General features: G+C 73.4%; 19 protein-coding genes and 1 pseudogene. 11 read left to right on the forward strand and 9 right to left on the reverse strand.

Annotation, left to right across the window (positions count from 1 at the left end):
• Positions 1–75 precede the first annotated feature (75 nt).
• Entirely contained in the window at positions 76–1,539 is a 1,464-nt protein-coding gene (argH, locus tag ABZ783_RS27065) for an argininosuccinate lyase (protein WP_357442794.1), read from the forward strand.
• Positions 1,540–1,603: 64 nt separating this feature from the next.
• Here the strand turns inward: argH and ABZ783_RS27070 are convergent.
• The 3 genes and pseudogenes from ABZ783_RS27070 to ABZ783_RS27080 form a co-directional block, all read right to left on the reverse strand.
• A pseudogene (locus ABZ783_RS27070) lies at positions 1,604–1,711 on the reverse strand (DUF397 domain-containing protein); the annotation flags it as partial.
• A gap of 39 nt (positions 1,712–1,750) precedes the next feature.
• The gene (locus ABZ783_RS27075; RefSeq protein ID WP_357442743.1) at positions 1,751–2,104 is read right to left on the reverse strand and encodes an MmcQ/YjbR family DNA-binding protein; all 354 of its coding nucleotides are present in this window, start codon (positions 2,102–2,104) and stop codon (positions 1,751–1,753) included.
• A 59-nt stretch (positions 2,105–2,163) separates the two neighbouring features.
• On the reverse strand, positions 2,164–2,598 hold the full coding sequence (locus tag ABZ783_RS27080; RefSeq protein ID WP_357442745.1) for a DNA-binding protein: 435 nt from the start codon (positions 2,596–2,598) through the stop codon (positions 2,164–2,166).
• 75 nt (positions 2,599–2,673) lie between these two features.
• Here ABZ783_RS27080 and ABZ783_RS27085 point away from each other — a divergent pair, with 75 nt between their 5' ends.
• The 6 genes from ABZ783_RS27085 to ABZ783_RS27110 all read left to right on the forward strand — a co-directional run bounded on the left by ABZ783_RS27085 (position 2,674) and on the right by ABZ783_RS27110 (position 7,172).
• Positions 2,674–3,303 (forward strand): DNA-3-methyladenine glycosylase, encoded by a 630-nt coding sequence (locus ABZ783_RS27085; protein WP_357442747.1) that lies wholly within the window; start codon positions 2,674–2,676, stop codon positions 3,301–3,303.
• A 176-nt stretch (positions 3,304–3,479) separates the two neighbouring features.
• Entirely contained in the window at positions 3,480–4,562 is a 1,083-nt protein-coding gene (locus ABZ783_RS27090) for an exo-alpha-sialidase (RefSeq protein WP_357442749.1), read from the forward strand.
• Positions 4,563–4,838, forward strand: coding sequence for a MoaD/ThiS family protein (locus tag ABZ783_RS27095; protein ID WP_357442750.1), 276 nt, complete (start codon positions 4,563–4,565; stop codon positions 4,836–4,838). It abuts the gene before it with no gap.
• Positions 4,839–4,904: 66 nt separating this feature from the next.
• The gene (locus tag ABZ783_RS27100; protein ID WP_357442752.1) at positions 4,905–5,267 is read left to right on the forward strand and encodes a flagellar biosynthetic protein FliQ; all 363 of its coding nucleotides are present in this window, start codon (positions 4,905–4,907) and stop codon (positions 5,265–5,267) included.
• A gap of 142 nt (positions 5,268–5,409) precedes the next feature.
• Complete coding sequence (locus ABZ783_RS27105) at positions 5,410–6,549, forward strand: LLM class flavin-dependent oxidoreductase (RefSeq protein WP_357442754.1); 1,140 nt, start codon at positions 5,410–5,412, stop codon at positions 6,547–6,549.
• Positions 6,546–7,172 carry an FMN reductase gene (locus ABZ783_RS27110; protein ID WP_357442756.1) on the forward strand — a complete coding sequence of 209 codons (627 nt, stop codon included), beginning with the start codon at positions 6,546–6,548 and terminating at the stop codon, positions 7,170–7,172. The genes ABZ783_RS27105 and ABZ783_RS27110 overlap by 4 nt, the downstream gene beginning before the upstream one ends.
• 21 nt (positions 7,173–7,193) lie before the next feature.
• On the opposite strand, the gene ABZ783_RS27115 is transcribed toward ABZ783_RS27110, so the two are convergent.
• Positions 7,194–8,075 carry a universal stress protein gene (locus ABZ783_RS27115; RefSeq protein ID WP_357442758.1) on the reverse strand — a complete coding sequence of 294 codons (882 nt, stop codon included), beginning with the start codon at positions 8,073–8,075 and terminating at the stop codon, positions 7,194–7,196.
• A 272-nt stretch (positions 8,076–8,347) separates the two neighbouring features.
• On the opposite strand from ABZ783_RS27115, the gene ABZ783_RS27120 reads away from it, so the two are divergent.
• Positions 8,348–8,824 carry a cyclic nucleotide-binding domain-containing protein gene (locus ABZ783_RS27120; RefSeq protein ID WP_357442760.1) on the forward strand — a complete coding sequence of 159 codons (477 nt, stop codon included), beginning with the start codon at positions 8,348–8,350 and terminating at the stop codon, positions 8,822–8,824.
• Here ABZ783_RS27120 and ABZ783_RS27125 read toward each other — a convergent pair.
• Positions 8,797–9,081, reverse strand: coding sequence for a hypothetical protein (locus ABZ783_RS27125; protein ID WP_357442796.1), 285 nt, complete (start codon positions 9,079–9,081; stop codon positions 8,797–8,799). The genes ABZ783_RS27120 and ABZ783_RS27125 overlap by 28 nt on opposite strands.
• A gap of 135 nt (positions 9,082–9,216) precedes the next feature.
• On the opposite strand from ABZ783_RS27125, the gene ABZ783_RS27130 reads away from it, so the two are divergent.
• Entirely contained in the window at positions 9,217–9,720 is a 504-nt protein-coding gene (locus ABZ783_RS27130; protein WP_357442762.1) for a GNAT family N-acetyltransferase, read from the forward strand.
• Positions 9,721–9,730: 10 nt separating this feature from the next.
• Positions 9,731–10,372, forward strand: a complete 642-nt coding sequence (locus ABZ783_RS27135; RefSeq protein ID WP_357442764.1) for a hypothetical protein — start codon at positions 9,731–9,733, stop codon at positions 10,370–10,372.
• A gap of 67 nt (positions 10,373–10,439) precedes the next feature.
• Here the strand turns inward: ABZ783_RS27135 and ABZ783_RS27140 are convergent, their stop codons facing one another.
• The 4 genes from ABZ783_RS27140 to ABZ783_RS27155 all read right to left on the reverse strand — a co-directional run bounded on the left by ABZ783_RS27140 (position 10,440) and on the right by ABZ783_RS27155 (position 12,844).
• Complete coding sequence (locus ABZ783_RS27140; RefSeq protein WP_357442766.1) at positions 10,440–10,769, reverse strand: PRC-barrel domain containing protein; 330 nt, start codon at positions 10,767–10,769, stop codon at positions 10,440–10,442.
• Complete coding sequence (locus ABZ783_RS27145; RefSeq protein ID WP_357442768.1) at positions 10,756–11,136, reverse strand: hypothetical protein; 381 nt, start codon at positions 11,134–11,136, stop codon at positions 10,756–10,758. Before ABZ783_RS27145 ends, ABZ783_RS27140 begins: the two co-directional genes overlap by 14 nt.
• The gene (locus ABZ783_RS27150; protein ID WP_357442770.1) at positions 11,133–12,359 is read right to left on the reverse strand and encodes a divalent metal cation transporter; all 1,227 of its coding nucleotides are present in this window, start codon (positions 12,357–12,359) and stop codon (positions 11,133–11,135) included. The genes ABZ783_RS27145 and ABZ783_RS27150 overlap by 4 nt, the downstream gene beginning before the upstream one ends.
• Before the next feature lie 101 nt (positions 12,360–12,460).
• A complete protein-coding gene (locus tag ABZ783_RS27155; protein WP_357442799.1) occupies positions 12,461–12,844 on the reverse strand; it encodes a PaaI family thioesterase in 384 nt (127 codons plus the stop codon).
• Positions 12,845–12,949: 105 nt separating this feature from the next.
• Between ABZ783_RS27155 and tyrS the strand changes: the two genes are divergently transcribed.
• Positions 12,950–14,233, forward strand: a complete 1,284-nt coding sequence (tyrS, locus tag ABZ783_RS27160) for a tyrosine--tRNA ligase (RefSeq protein WP_357442773.1) — start codon at positions 12,950–12,952, stop codon at positions 14,231–14,233.
• The last annotated feature ends 497 nt before the right edge of the window (positions 14,234–14,730 follow it).

Raw genomic sequence — 14,730 nt, forward strand, 5'->3', positions numbered from 1 at the left:
GAGCGCGACCGCGAGGAGTGAACGAGCGCAGCGAGTGAGCCCCGCAGTCGGGAGCGGAAGGTGAGCACTGCAATGATGGGTGGGGTGGACGACAAGAGCCTGACCGAGAACAGCGCCGCCACCAACCGGACGAGCCTCTGGGGAGGCCGGTTCGCCGGCGGCCCCTCCGAGGCGCTCGCGCGGCTGTCGGTGAGCGTCCAGTTCGACTGGCGCCTCGCCCCGTACGACATCGCCGGCTCCCGGGCGCACGCCCGGGTCCTGGCCGGCGCCGGCCTGCTCGACCCCGAGGAACTGGGCAGGATGCTGGCCGCGCTGGACGACCTGGAGGCCGCCTGCGCCTCCGGGGCGTTCCGCCCGACCGTCGACGACGAGGACGTGCACACCGCCTTGGAGCGCGGCCTGCTGGAGCGGCTCGGCAGCCTCGGCGGCAAGCTGCGCGCCGGCCGGTCCCGCAACGACCAGGTCGCCACCGACCTGCGGCTCTACCTGCGCGATCACGCCCGGGGCGTGGCCGCCCGCCTGGTCGAGCTGGCCGAGGCGCTGGTCGAGCAGGCCGGGCGGCACGTGGACACCGCCGCCCCCGGCATGACCCACCTCCAGCACGCCCAGCCGGTCACCTTCGGGCACTGGCTGCTCGCCCACGTGCAGCCGCTGCTGCGCGACCTGGAGCGGCTGCGCGACTGGGACCACCGGGCGGCGATCAGCCCGCTCGGCGCGGGCGCGCTCGCCGGCTCGGGCCTGCCGCTGGATCCGGTGGCGGTCTCCAAGGAGCTGGGCTTCCGCACGTCCTTCGCCAACTCGATGGACGCGGTCGCCGACCGGGACTTCGTCGCCGAGTTCCTCTTCGTCACCGCGATGATCGGCGTGCACCTGTCCCGCCTCGGCGAGGAGGTGGTGCTCTGGACGTCGCACGAGTTCGGCTGGGTGGAGCTGGACGACGCGTTCGCCACCGGTTCGTCGATCATGCCGCAGAAGAAGAACGCGGACATCGCCGAGCTGGCCCGGGGCAAGTCCGGCCGGCTGGTCGGCGGCCTGATGAGCGTGCTCACCATGCTCAAGGGCCTGCCGATGACCTACGACCGGGACATGCAGGAGGACAAGGAGCCGGCCTTCGACGCGGTCGACACTCTGGAGCTGCTGCTGCCGGCGCTCGCCGGGATGATCTCCACGATGACCGTACGCGTCGACCGCCTGGTCGCCGCCGCGCCGGTCGGCTTCTCCCTCGCCACCGAGGTGGCGGACTGGCTGGTCCGCCGGGGCGTGCCGTTCCGCGACGCGCACGAGATCACCGGCCAGTTGGTTTCGCTCTGCGTGGCCCGGGACTGTGCCCTGGACGAGGTCTCCGACGCCGACCTGGCCGCGGTCAGCCCGCACCTGGACCCGTCGGTGCGGGACGTGCTCTCGGTGCGCTCCGCCCTCGCGGCCCGGACCACCCCCGGCTCGACCGGCCCCGGCCCGGTCGCCGACCAGCTCGCCGTCGCCGCGGACAAGCTGGCCGGCTGGCGCGACTGGGCCGCCGAGCAGGTCGTACCCCGCTGACCGCAGCGACGGAAAGGAGCAGGCCCTCAGCAGCATGCTGCTGAGGGCCTGCTCCTTTGCCGTGTCAGGACTGCTTGGCGAACTCGACGAACGAGCGCCACGCCTGCGGGTCGAAGGCGAGCACCGGACCGGCCGGGTCCTTGCTGTCCCGGACGGCAACCACGCCCGGCAGCCACCTCAACGCGGCCGGTGTGTCCCACCGTGACTGCGGTCAGGTCGTCGGTCGCTCGCGCTTGGGCAGCTTGGCCACCACCGCGTCGTACGACCCGTCGAGCGCCTCGCGCAGTTCCTCGTCGGGGATGCCGCCGTCGAGCCGCAGCGTGTTCCACCCCGAACGGCCGATGTAGGGGGAGGCGCGGGCGTCGTCGGGGAACCGGTGCAGCCACTCGTCGGCGACCTCCCGGGACGGGCCGCACTTCAGGCCCACCCGCGCGTCGCCCTCCGGCGAGCCGAGGAAGGCGAAGATCCTGCTGCCGACCTTGACCACCTCGTCGCCCTCCCACGGCTGGTCCAGCCAGGCGCCCGGCTTCGCCAGGCAGTACGCCCGCATCTCGTCGCGCGTCATCGCGTCCTCGTCCCGTCCACCCGGGCAGTCTCGCCGGGCCCTGTGACAGCTTCCGCCGGTCAGTCGGTGGTGCCGGTGCGTACCGTGATCCGGTCGTAGCGCTGCCGGGCCGCCTGGGCGCTGCCCAGCCCGAGCCCGAAGGCGATCGCCTGCCAGGTCAGCCCCCGGCCGCGGGCCACCTGCACCAGGCCCGCCTCGAGCGCGTCCACCTCGGCCCGCACGTGCGGGACCAGGGTCAGCGCGGCCATCAGGTCCGCCTGGTCGACCGGCTCCTCGCCGGGCTCCAGCTCCGCGCCGCCGGCGAGGGCCATCACCAGCGTGGCCGCCTCGTACGCGTCCGGCACGTCGGGGTGTGCGTACCGCCGGCGGCGGGCATTGGTGCCGGCATGGCGCTCGGCGATCCGCAGCAGCGCGGCGTAGTTGCGGTGCGCGCGGGCCTGGGCCGCGTCCGGAGCGGTGAACGGGTCGTTGTCCAGCGTGGGCATGGGTTCCATGACACACCCTTGAACAGCATCTTGTCAACGGCCTATTGAAAAGATCGCCAGCGCCCCACGGGCTATCGTCGACCCATGACCAGTGCCGAGCCCGCCACCACCGCAGCCGACCTGGCCGACCTGCTGGCCGGGCCGGTCGTGCCGGCCGCCCGCGGGCTGCTCGGCTGCCTGCTCACCGCCGGCGGGGTCACCGTCCGGATCACCGAGGTCGAGGCGTACGCCGGCACCGCCGGGGACCCGGCCTCGCACGCGCACCGGGGCCGCACCAAGCGCAACGCGGTGATGTTCGGCCCGTCCGGGCGGGCGTACGTCTACTTCACCTACGGGATGCACTGGTGCATGAACGTGGTCACCGGCCCGGACGGGGAGGCCTCGGCGGTGCTGCTGCGCGCCGGCGAGGTGGTCGACGGGCCGGCCGCGGCCCGGTCGCGACGCCCTGCCGTACGCCGGGACGTGGACCTGGCCCGCGGGCCCGCCCGGCTCTGCGCGGCGCTCGGCATCGACGGCGCGGTCTACGGCGTCGACCTGCTCGGCGACGGCCCGGTACGGCTGCGGCCGCCCGCGGTGCCGGTGCCGGCGACGGCGATCGCGGCCGGCCCCCGGGTCGGGGTGACCGGGGCGCACGACATGCCCTGGCGGTTCTGGGTCGCCGGCGACCCGACGGTGAGCGCCTACCGCCGCCACGTGCCCCGCACCCGTCGCTGACACCGGCGACTGCCGGACGGCGGTGCGGGCTGGCCACCGGCCCGGTGAAGCGGCATTCTGTCGGACGGGGTGACCATAATCACGACGTCAGGTCCCGCCCGCCCGCGTCGTACGCCTCTCGCCGGGTGCCGCCCGGACCCGGCAGCCACCCGCTCGGCACGGATCGGAGGACCGGCATGGCGACACTGCTCGCAATCGGCACCGGCAAGGGGCTCTTCCTCGCCACCAGCGCCGATCGACGTGCCTGGGAGGTGACCGGCCCGCACTTCCCGATGACCGGCGTCTACGCGGTCGCCGTCGACAAGCGCGCCGGCTGGCCCCGCCTGCTCGCCGGGATGACCAGCTCGCACTTCGGGCCGAGCGTGGCGACCAGCGACGACCTCGGCGCCTCCTGGCAGGAGCCCGACCGGGCGCCGGTGGGTTTCCCGGCCGACACCGGCGCCAGCCTGGGCCGGGTCTGGCAGCTCACTCCGGCGGGCGCCGACCAGCCCGACGTGGTCTGGGCCGGTGCCGAGCCGTCCGCGCTGTTCCGCTCGGACGACGGCGGGCGCAGCTTCCAGCTCGTCCGGGCGCTCTGGGACCATCCGCACCGCGAGTCCTGGGCCGCCGGCTTCGGTGGCCAGGCGATCCACAGCGTGCTGCCGCATCCGCGGGATCCGGCCCGGATGGCGGTGGCCATGTCCACCGGCGGGGTCTACCGCACCGAGGACGCCGGGGCGAGCTGGACGCCCGGTAACAGCGGCATCCGGGCCTACTTCCTGCCCGACGAGTGGCCCGAGTTCGGGCAGTGCGTCCACAAGATCGCCCGGGACGTCGGCAACCCGGATCGGCTCTACGCGCAGAACCACCACGGCGTCTACCGCTCCGACGACGACGGGCGCACCTGGAGCTCGATCGCCGCCGGCCTGCCCAGCGACTTCGGCTTCCCGATGGTCGCCCACCCGTCCCGCCCCGGCACGGTCTACGTCTTCCCGCTGGTCGCCGACGGGGAGCGCTTCCCGGTCGACCACCGCTGCCGGGTCTACCGCTCCACCGACGCGGGCGACAAGTGGGAGCCGCTCTCGGTCGGGCTGCCCGAGGGGCCGTTCTACCCGTCGGTGCTGCGCGACGCGATGTGCGCCGACGACGCCGACCCGGCCGGGGTCTACTTCGGCACCCGCTCCGGCGAGGTCTACGCCAGCCCGGACGAGGGTGACTCCTGGTCGCTGGTCGCCGCCCACCTGCCGGACGTGCTCTGCGTCCGGGCCGCGGAGGTGTGAGTGGTCACCGTGCTGCTGCCCGGCCCGCTGCGCGGCGAGGCGGGCGGCGCGAGCCGGCTGACCGTCGCCGCCACCGGCACGCTGCGGGCCGTCCTCGACGAGCTCGACGGCGCCTGGCCCCGGCTGGGCCGCCGGATCCGCGACGAGCGCGGCGAGCTGCGCCGCTACGTCAACGTCTACGTCGACGGCGAGGACTGCCGGCACGCCGGCGGGCTGGACGCCCCGGTCGGCGACGGCGCGGAGGTGCAGGTGCTCCCCTCGGTGGCCGGCGGCTGACGGGGCTGCGCGCCGCAGCCCGATCCGCTAGCGTCGGCCGATCCACCGGACGAGGGGAGCGGCGCGGTGACGGCGTACGAGGCGGGCTACCTCTTCGGGTACGTGGGCTGCCCAGTCCTGCTGGTGGCCCTGATCGTCGGCGTGGTCGTGGCCGTGCAGCGGGCGCGCCGGAAGTCGGCCGCCACCCCGGGTCGGCCGCCGCACCCCCACCTGGGGCAGCCGTACCCGCACCCGGGCCAGTTCCACGCCAGTCAGCCCTACCCGGGTCAGCCCCATCCGCAGCACGGCTGGCCGCCGGCCCAGTACCCATACGCCGGCCAGCTGGGCCAGCCGTATCCGCCGCCGGCCCAGCCGCACCCGCCCGCTCAGGCGCCCGGGTCGGCGTACCCGCCGTCGGGCGGGCGGCCGCCGTACGCCGGACAGGAGTGACGCCGGCGGGCCGCAACCGGCCGGTGGGTGGTGATCTGGGCCACGCGGCCCACGACCCATGACGGAATAGTTGACTCGTCAAATATGTTGTGGGGTGCGATCCGGGCCGCACCGGCCCGGGCGTCACGCGAGGAGCTGGATCATGCAGTTCGGAGTCTTCACCGTCGGCGACGTCACGGTCGACCCGACCAACGGGCGGCTGCCGTCCGAGCGTGAGCGGATCAAGGCCATGGTGGCCATCGCGCTCAAGGCCGAGGAGGTCGGGCTCGACGTCTTCGCCACCGGCGAGCACCACAACCCGCCGTTCGTGCCCTCGTCGCCGACCACCATGCTCGGCTACCTCGCCGCCCGGACCGAGCGGCTGCTGCTCTCCACCTCGACCACGCTGATCACCACCAACGACCCGGTGAAGATCGCCGAGGACTACGCGATGCTCCAGCACCTGGCCGACGGCCGGGTGGACCTGATGCTGGGCCGCGGCAACACCGGCCCGGTCTACCCGTGGTTCGGGCAGGACATCCGCAACGGCATCCCCCTCGCGATCGAGAACTACGACCTGCTGCACCGGCTGTGGCGTGAGGACGTGGTCGACTGGAAGGGCCGGTTCCGCACCCCGCTGCAGTCGTTCACCGCCACCCCGCGCCCGCTCGACGGGGTGCCGCCGTTCGTCTGGCACGGCTCGATCCGCAGCCCCGAGATCGCCGAGCAGGCGGCCTACTACGGCGACGGCTTCTTCGCCAACCACATCTTCTGGCCCAAGGAGCACACCCAGCGGATGATCGGGCTCTACCGGCAGCGCTTCGAGCACTACGGCCACGGCTCCGCCGACCAGGCCATCGTCGGCCTCGGCGGGCAGGTGTTCATGCGGAAGAACTCCCAGGACGCCGTCCGCGAGTTCCGGCCGTACTTCGACAACGCCCCGGTCTACGGGCACGGGCCGTCGCTGGAGGAGTTCACCCGGGAGACCCCGCTGACCGTGGGCAGCCCGCAGCAGGTCATCGACCGCACGCTCGGCTTCCGCGAGTACGTCGGCGACTACCAGCGTCAGCTCTTCCTGATGGACCACGCCGGGCTGCCCCTGAAGACCGTCCTGGAACAGCTCGATCTCCTCGGCGAGGAGGTCGTCCCGGTGCTGCGCAAGGAGTTCGACTCGCTGCGGCCGGTGCACGTGCCGGAGGCGCCCACCCACGCCTCGCTGCTGGCCGCGGCCGGCGGCGCCAAGGACAACACGGTGCACGCCGTCGACGACGTGACCGGCAAGGCGCCCGAGGCGGCCCGATGACCCGGCGCACCCTGGCGGTGGTCTCCGCCGGCCTCGGCCAGCCCTCCTCGACCCGGCTTCTCGCCGACCAGCTCGCCGCGGCCGCCCGCGACGAGCTGGTCCGGCGCGGCGCCGAGGTGGAGATCCGTCCGATCGAGCTGCGCGAGCACGCCCACGACGTGGTGAACCACCTGCTCACCGGCTTCCCGTCGGCCGCCCTGCGGGAGGCGCTGGACACCGTGGCCGGGGCGGACGGACTGATCGCGGTCACCCCGATCTTCAACGCCTCGTACAACGGGCTGTTCAAGTCGTTCTTCGACGTGGTGGACCGGGACGCCCTGGCCGACCGGCCGGTGCTGATCGGCGCCACGGGGGGCACCGCCCGGCACTCGCTCGCCCTGGAGCACGCGGTCCGGCCGATGTTCGCGTACCTGCGGGCGGTGGTGGTGCCGACGGTGGTCTACGCGGCGCCGGAGGACTGGTCCGGCGAGAGCGCCGACGGTGCCCTGCGGGCCCGCATCCGGCGGGCCGGGGTCGAGCTGGCTGAGCAGGTGGACCGCCGTCCGGTCGCGACCGGCCCGGCCGACCCGTTCGCCCTCACCACCAACTTCGAGGACCTGCTCGCCGGCCGCGACCCGGTCTGACCGGCCCGTCCCCGGCGGTCCTCACTCCGCCCGCTCGTACGGATGGGCCACCAGCACCGGGCAGTGTGCGTGCTGCACCAGCGCCTGGCTGACCGACCCGAGCAGCAGTCCGGCGAAGCCGCCGCGGCCCCGCGACCCGACCACCACCAGCGCCGCCTCCCCGCTCGCCTCGATCAGGGCCTGCTCCGGGGAGGCGGCCCGGACCGGCCGCTCGACCACGGTCAGCACCGGATGGTCCGCGCGGACCTGGGCCGCCGCCCGGGCCAGCAGCTCGGCCGATTCGGCCTGCCCGGCCGCCGCGGACTCGGCCCCCTGCTCCGGCACCGTACCGGCCCGCTCAAGCGGCCGGACGTGCACCAGCACGAGGTCGTTGTCGCGGCGGTCCGCCTCGTCGGCGGCCAGCCGGACGGCGAGCCCGCCCGACTCGGAGCCGTCCACGCCGACCAGCACCGGTCCGTCGACCGGGATCGGCTGCTCGGCCGGGCGGACCACCAGCACCGGGCAGTGCCCGTGCTGGGCCACCTGGCCGCTGACCGAGCCGAGCAGCAGCCCGGCGAACCCGCCCATCCCCCGGCTGCCCACCACCACCAGGTCGGCCCGGCGGGACTCCTCGACGAGCGTGGCGCCCGGACCGCCGGCCACCTGGCGTACCTCCACCCGCAGGCCCGGATGCCGGTCGGTCAGGTCGCCGGCCACCTGTTCGAGCATCTTCTGCGCCGCCTCGGTCGGCGCCGGCACGCCGAGGTCGTACGGGTTGAGTGGCACGCCGTAGCCGAGCGGGTGCAGGTAGCCGTGCACCAGGTGCAGCGGCCGGGATCGCTGGACGGCCGCCCGCGCGGCGTGCTCGGCGGCGGTCAGGCTGGTCGGTGATCCGTCGACCCCCACCACGACAGGTCGGTTCATCGGCGTCCCTTCGGTCGGCTCAGGCCATTGTCGGCGGCCCGCTCGTCCCCGGACCGCATTTGCCCGGCTATCCCGGCGTCGACACCTCGGGCCCGAGGTTCGGCCAGCCGGACCGCCATCCGCGTCGGCGGGGGAGGTACCGGCGCGGAGGCGTCCCGGGGGAAATCGGGCGGCGTCGCGCATCCGCGGCCCGGGACCTTCGGCCCTGACGATCCCGGCCGGGGCGAGGTCCAATGGATCCAGGACCCGGACTGTGGACGGGGGTGAGACTGATGACTCCGCTGGAGATGCTCCGCGCGCATCCGTTCCTCGCCGGGCTGCCGCCGGAGTGGCTGCCCCCGCTGACCGGTCACGCCCGCCCCGTGGTGTGGCACCCCGGTCACCGGCTGTTCCGCGCCGGGCAGCCGGCGGAGCGGTTCTGGCTGGTCCGCGGCGGCGAGGTGGCGCTGGACTTCCCGGTGCCCGGTCGCGGTGACGTGGGGATCGAGACGATCGGCGTGGGCGGGGTCGTCGGCTGGTCCTGGCTCTTCCCGCCGTACCGATGGCAGTTCGGGGCGGTGGCCGCGCGGCGCAGTCTCGCCGTCGAGTTCCAGGCCGCCGGGGTACGCCGGCTGATGGAGTCCGACGACGCGCTCGGCCGGCAGCCCACCACCCGCTTCATGAGCGTGGTGGTGGACCGGCTGCAGGCCTCCCGGGTCCGCCTGTTGGAGCTGTACGGCTATCAGACGACGCTGCCGCCCACCGGCTGACCGCCGTCGGTCCGCCGCACGACCAGCTCGTCCACCTCCAGCCGGCCGATCCGCAGCTCCTTGATGACCGCCCGGCGGATCGCCAGCCGACCGATCGCCAGCGTGCCGACCGCGACGGCACCGAGCGCCGCCGCGGCGAGCGCCAGTGGCGCGGCCGCCGTCGGGCCCAGGGCCCGGGGGCCGGCCAGCATCGGGCCCGTGACGGAGGCTCTGGGGGTACGCATCGGGAATGCCGGCCGGTGCCGGCAGTGGGTCATCCGCTTCACCCGACGAATCCTCCGCTCCCACCCGGGGCGTCCGGGGCGGGTCCGGGCGCCGGTCCACCGCCCGGGTGACGTCGCCCGTTCGCCAGCGGGTCCGAACCTGTCGGTCGGTCCGCGTATCCTCCGGCGGTGACCAGTGAGGTGCGGCTCCGCCCGGTGCGCGACGATGACCTGCCCGCGTTCTTTCGCCACGAGCAGGATCCACAGGCCAATTGGATGGCCGCGTTCGGCCCGAAGGACCCGGCCGACCGGGCCGCCTTCGACGACCATTGGACGCGCATCCGCGCCGACCCGCGCATCGTCCTCCGGACCGTGACGGTCGGCGGGGAGGTGGTCGGGCGCGTGACCGCCTTCCCGGTGGGGGAGCGCACCGAGGTCAGCTACTGGATCGATCCGCGCCGCTGGGGCCGGGGCCACGCCACCGCCGCGCTCGCCGCGCTGCTGCGTGAGCTGCCGCAGCGTCCGGTGCACGCCCGCGCCGCCAAGGACAACGCCGCCTCGCTCGCCGTGCTCCGCAAGTGCGGCTTCGTGGTGGTCGGTGAGGACTCCGGGTACGCCAACGGCCGCGGGACCGAGGTCGAGGAGTACGTGCTGGAGCTGCCCGCCGTGGCGGCTGACCAGCGCGACCACTAGTCTCGCCCGGGTGAACTGGCTGGAACTCGTCGGCTGGGCCGGCTCCGCGTTGCTGGTCTGGTCGCTGCTGCAGACGCGCATCCTGCGGCTGCGCGCCCTCAACCTCGTCGGCTGCCTCATCCTGATCGGCTACAACGCCGCCGTGCAGGTGTGGCCCATGGTCGGGCTGAACGTGGTGCTCGCCGTGATCAACGTCTGGTACCTGCGGAAGCTGCTGGTTACCCGGCACGACGAGCAGACCTACCAGGTGGTCGAGGTGGGCACCGGGGACGCCTTCCTGGCCCACACGCTGCGGGTGCACGCCGCCGACATCGCCCGGTTCAACCCCGCCTTCCGCTGGGACCCGGCCGGCGCCGACCGCTCGGCGTTCCTCGTGGTCCGCGCCGACGAGGTGGTCGGCGTGGTGGTGTCGCACGCCGAGGCCGATGGGGTGGCCCAGATCGACCTCGACTACGTCACCCCGCCGTTCCGCGACTTCACGCCGGGCGAGTTCGTCTACCGGCGCAGCCGCCTCTTCACCGACCGCGGCTTCCGCCGGGTGGTCAGCCCGCCCGGCATGGTCGCCCCGTACTACCACCGGCTCGGCTTCAACCCGGAGGGTGACGCGTTCGTGCTGGACCTGCCCGCAGCCCCGGCCGGGCAGCGCGGGTAGCCGGGGGAGCGAATCCGGCGCGTCCGATGGGCACCGGGCCGCCGCGGCCGGTGCCGGCCGGGCCGCCTCAGCCGGTGTGGTCCGCCGGCCCCGACGGCGCGCCGAACGGGAAGTCCGGGACCGGCGGGAGCAGCTGCACCCGGTCGGCGGGGAACTGATGGGTGCTCCGGCCGAGGACCCGGGCGGCGGCGCGCAGCAGCCACGGTCCCGACGGGTGCAGCTCCGGCGCGATCAGTCGCCCGACCACCCGGGTCCACCAGTGGCCGGCCACGATCACGTCGGTGATCCGCAGCCGGTCCGGCGGCCAGCCACCGCGCACCACCACGTCGACCACCCGGCCCAGCCGCCGCCCGTGCAGGTCGTACGCCATCCGGCCGAGCAGCTCACCGGCGCGCATGATCCGCCCCCGGGATCTGGTCGATCACGTGCCGGCGCAGCCAGGACTCGGTGGGGGACGGCGGCAGGTCGGCCGCCGGGCAGCGCAGGCGTACCGCGCTGTCCACCTCGGCGACCTGGGCGAGCGGGATGCGTCGCGGCGGCACCGGCACCTCCTCGGCGAACCGCTCGGCGATCGACACCAGGAACCGCCCGATCCGGCCGCCGATCCGCTGCCCCAGCACGCCGTGCCCGGAGAGCAGGCAGTCCACGTACGGCACTCCCTCGGCGTCGATCGCGAACGCGATGTCGTCGACCCGGCCGACCAGCCGGCCGTCCCGGTCGACGATCTGCCGGTCGAGCAGCTGCTTGGCGAGCTGGAGCCTCACTGTCCCATCCTCGTGATGATCGCCAATGGGATCGCCGCCACCGACGCGGCGACGATGAGCAGCAGGAACACCGCCCCGAGCAGGTTCATCCACCGGCCGTTGACCCGGTCGCCCAGGTAGTTGCGGTCGTTGGCCACCACCAGGATCGGCAGGTACGTCAGCGGCAGCACCAACGCGCTGAGCACCAGCATGTACTCGGTGAGCTGCACCGGGTCGATGGTGGTCAGCAGCATCAGCACCCCGAGCAGCACGCTGACCAGCAGCACGGTGTGGAACCGGGCAGCCTCCCGGGGGGTGACCCGCTTACCCCACTGCCAGCCGAAGTACTGCGCCACCGCGTACGCGGCGGACAGCCCGGTCTCCAGCGCGGCGCCGAAGGTAACCGCGAAGAACGCCAGCACCGCGACCGCCAGCCCGGCCCCGCCCAGCGCGGTCGCCACCGGCCGGGCCACCTGGTCGAGGCTGTCCAGCGCCGTCCCGGACGGGTGGTACGCCACGGCCGCCACGGCGAGCAGCGACAACGCCAGGAATCCGCCGACCGGGAAGCCGATCAGCACGCTGGACCGCGCGTCGGCCAGGTCGGCGGCGCTCCACTTCTCCTCCACCCCGCCGGAGGAGAAGAAGAAGACCTCGTACGGGCTGACCGTGGAGGCGAACAGCGCCACCGCCACGAACCAGTACACCGACCAGCCCGCCCCGGCGGAGCTGACGTACACCGCCTCGTGGCCGAGGCGCGCCCAGTCGGTGGGCAGGGCGAACAGTGCGACCGCGAACACCAGCAGCGCCAACCCGGCCAGCCCGAACACCCGCTCCATCAGCGCGAAGCGCATCCGCCACAGCACCAGCCAGACCGCGACCGCGGCCACCGGCACCCAGAGCAGGTAGCTGAGCCCGGTCGCCAGCTGCAGCGCCAGGGCCACCCCGCCCAGCTCCGCGGCGAGGGTGACCACCGTGACCAGGTAGGAGGCGACCAGGTTGAGCAGCGCCACCCGCGGCCCCAGCCGCTCCCGGACCAGGTCGAACACGGCCCGGCCGCTCACCGCCGCGATCCGGCCGGACATCTCCGCGTACGCGCAGATGCCCAGCACCCCGACGAGCAGCACCCACGCGTGGGCCATGCCGAACCGGGCACCGGCCTGGCTCGCCGCCACCAGGTCGCCGATGTCGACGAAGCCGCCGATGGCGGACAGGACGCCGAGGGTGGCGGCGAGGAGCTTCCTCACGTCGGGCCGGGAGCGGGTGATCTCATCGACGCGACGATATCGGCGTCAAGTATCTCTTTTGGGGTGAATCGACCAGGCCGTCGCCCGGCACCCGTCCGGGGTCAGGCGGCAGCGAGATTCTGCAGCCGTACCTGGCCACGCGCGACCAACCGGCCGTCCCCGTCGGTGATCTCCACCAGCCAGAGCTGCTGACTCCGGCCCCGGTGGATCGGGGTGCCCACCGCGGTCAGCTCGCCGTCCCGCACCGCGCGCAGGAAGTCCGTCTGGTTGGACACGCCCACCACCTGGCCCTTGTCGCCCAGCCAGAGCGCGCCGCCGATGCTGGCCGCCGTCTCCACCACCGAGCAGTAGACCCCGCCGTGCTGGATCCCGTACGGCTGGTGCAGCTCCGGGCGGACCTGCCAGCGGATCACCACCCGGTCCCCGCTGACCTCGTCGAACTTCAGGCCCAGCAGGGCCACGAAGCCCCCGGTCAGGTCCGGCATCTCCACGGCAGCCCTCCTCGCCCTTGATGGAGCGCCAGCCTAATCGCCCCGGCGTGGGCAAACCCGGTACGGGTCCGGGGCGGTGATGGGGGAGAATCGGTAGCCGTGACCGACAGCAACCTCCCGCAGGGGCGGGACTCCCTGACCGAAGACCTGCAGTGGCGGGGCCTGATCCAGGACTCGACCGGCCTCGACGAGCTGCGCGAGCTGCTCGACGGCGGGACGGCCACCTTCTATGTGGGCTTCGATCCGACCGCGCCCAGCCTGCACGTCGGCCACCTCATGCAGGTCATCACCGCGCGCCGGCTCCAGCTCGCCGGGCACCGGCCGCTGCTGCTGGTCGGCGGTGCCACCGGCCAGATCGGCGACCCGAAGGAGACCGCCGAGCGCACCCTCAACCCGCCCGAGGTGGTGGCGGGCTGGGTCCAGCGCATCCACGACCAGCTCGCCCCGTTCGTCTCGTACACCGGGGAGAACGCGGCCCGACTGGTCAACAACCTGGACTGGACCGGCGAGATGTCGGTGGTCGAGTTCCTCCGCGACGTCGGCAAGCACTTCCCGGTGAACAAGATGCTGGCCCGCGAGGTGGTCAAGGCCCGGCTGGAGACCGGCATCAGCTTCACCGAGTTCAGCTACCAGCTGCTGCAGGCCAACGACTTCTTCGAACTGCACCGCCGGCACGGCTGCCAGCTCCAGTACGGCGGCTCGGACCAGTGGGGCAACATCACCGCCGGGGTCGACTACATCCGCCGACGGGGCGCCGGGCCGGTGGAGGCCTTCACCACGCCGCTGGTCACCAAGTCGGACGGCACCAAGTTCGGCAAGACCGAGGGCGGCTCCATATGGCTCGACCCGGAGATGACCAGCCCCTACGCCTTCTACCAGTTCTGGGTCAACGCCGACGACCGCGACGTCGTCCGCTACCTGCGCTACTTCAGCTTCCGCTCCCGGGAGGAGTTGGAGGAGCTGGAGAAGGCGACCGCGGAACGGCCCCAGGCCCGCCTGGCCCAACGGGCGCTCGCCGAGGAGCTGACCGCGCTGGTGCACGGCGAGCGGGAGATGGCCCAGGCGGTGGCCGCCAGCCAGGCGCTCTTCGGCCGCGGTTCGCTCGAGGAGCTGACCCCGGCGACCCTGCGCGCCGCGTTGACCGAGGCCGGCCTGGTCCACCTGGCCGAGCTGCCGGACGTCGCCGGCCTGCTCAAGGAGTCCGGGCTGGTGCCGAGCATGAAGGAGGCGCGCCGGGTGATCGCCGAAGGCGGCGCGTACGTCAACAACACCCGGGTGACGGACGTCGACGCGACCGTGTCGGCGGACGACCTGCTGCACGGGCGGTACCTGGTGCTGCGCCGCGGCAAGCGCTCCTTCGCCGGCGTTGACCTGGGCAAATAGTCGTATCTCGACAATGTGACGCGGGACGCGCCCGGCGGATTTGACGATCAAACCGCTGGGCGCGTAACTTTCTCTCTGCCAGCGCGGAACGGACGAAACAGGGCGAAAGCCGAAAAGGCCGGAGCGCGGGAAATAACCGCCAGGATCGGATGGTTCTCTCTGTCTGACCCTGGACCCGGGTGGTGCCCCGGATTCGCCGCGAGGCGGATTTGGCGAGGCGGAACCGACCGGGTAAGGTTATCGGCCGGCAGGGACACGGACGAGCAAGCGGGAGACCGCAGCGGCCGTCCTGCCGAAATCCACGAGGCGTCCGGGCGCGAGTCGGTCGAATCGAGGTGCCCGGCAAAAGGGTGGAAGTACGACGAACCGCCAGACAGCGGTTTGACACGGCAGAAACCACCGGGTAACGTAGTAAAAGTGCCCGGCGCGAGAGCGGCGGTCGCGGTGAACGAAATGCCCCGGACAGGGTCCTGTGGATTGCAGGGTTGCTGGATGGT

Origin of the sequence: Micromonospora sp. NPDC047738 (assembly GCF_040642675.1) — a bacterium.
In the GTDB taxonomy this organism is placed as follows: Bacteria; Actinomycetota; Actinomycetes; order Mycobacteriales; family Micromonosporaceae; genus Micromonospora.

What these genes read in the sequence shown, in the direction of transcription:
- ABZ783_RS27085 (WP_357442747.1), top strand. Translation starts at nt 2,674, where the DNA reads ATGACCAGTGCCGAGCCCGCCACCACCGCAGCCGACCTGGCCGACCTG.
- ABZ783_RS27140 (WP_357442766.1), bottom strand. Translation starts at nt 10,769, where the DNA reads ATGCGCGCCGGTGAGCTGCTCGGCCGGATGGCGTACGACCTGCACGGG.
- ABZ783_RS27115 (WP_357442758.1), bottom strand. Translation starts at nt 8,075, where the DNA reads ATGAACCGACCTGTCGTGGTGGGGGTCGACGGATCACCGACCAGCCTG.
- ABZ783_RS27080 (WP_357442745.1), bottom strand. Translation starts at nt 2,598, where the DNA reads ATGGAACCCATGCCCACGCTGGACAACGACCCGTTCACCGCTCCGGAC.
- ABZ783_RS27110 (WP_357442756.1), top strand. Translation starts at nt 6,546, where the DNA reads ATGACCCGGCGCACCCTGGCGGTGGTCTCCGCCGGCCTCGGCCAGCCC.
- ABZ783_RS27155 (WP_357442799.1), bottom strand. Translation starts at nt 12,844, where the DNA reads ATGCCGGACCTGACCGGGGGCTTCGTGGCCCTGCTGGGCCTGAAGTTC.
- argH (WP_357442794.1), top strand. Translation starts at nt 76, where the DNA reads ATGGGTGGGGTGGACGACAAGAGCCTGACCGAGAACAGCGCCGCCACC.
- ABZ783_RS27125 (WP_357442796.1), bottom strand. Translation starts at nt 9,081, where the DNA reads ATGACCCACTGCCGGCACCGGCCGGCATTCCCGATGCGTACCCCCAGA.
- ABZ783_RS27075 (WP_357442743.1), bottom strand. Translation starts at nt 2,104, where the DNA reads ATGACGCGCGACGAGATGCGGGCGTACTGCCTGGCGAAGCCGGGCGCC.
- ABZ783_RS27090 (WP_357442749.1), top strand. Translation starts at nt 3,480, where the DNA reads ATGGCGACACTGCTCGCAATCGGCACCGGCAAGGGGCTCTTCCTCGCC.
- ABZ783_RS27120 (WP_357442760.1), top strand. Translation starts at nt 8,348, where the DNA reads ATGACTCCGCTGGAGATGCTCCGCGCGCATCCGTTCCTCGCCGGGCTG.
- ABZ783_RS27105 (WP_357442754.1), top strand. Translation starts at nt 5,410, where the DNA reads ATGCAGTTCGGAGTCTTCACCGTCGGCGACGTCACGGTCGACCCGACC.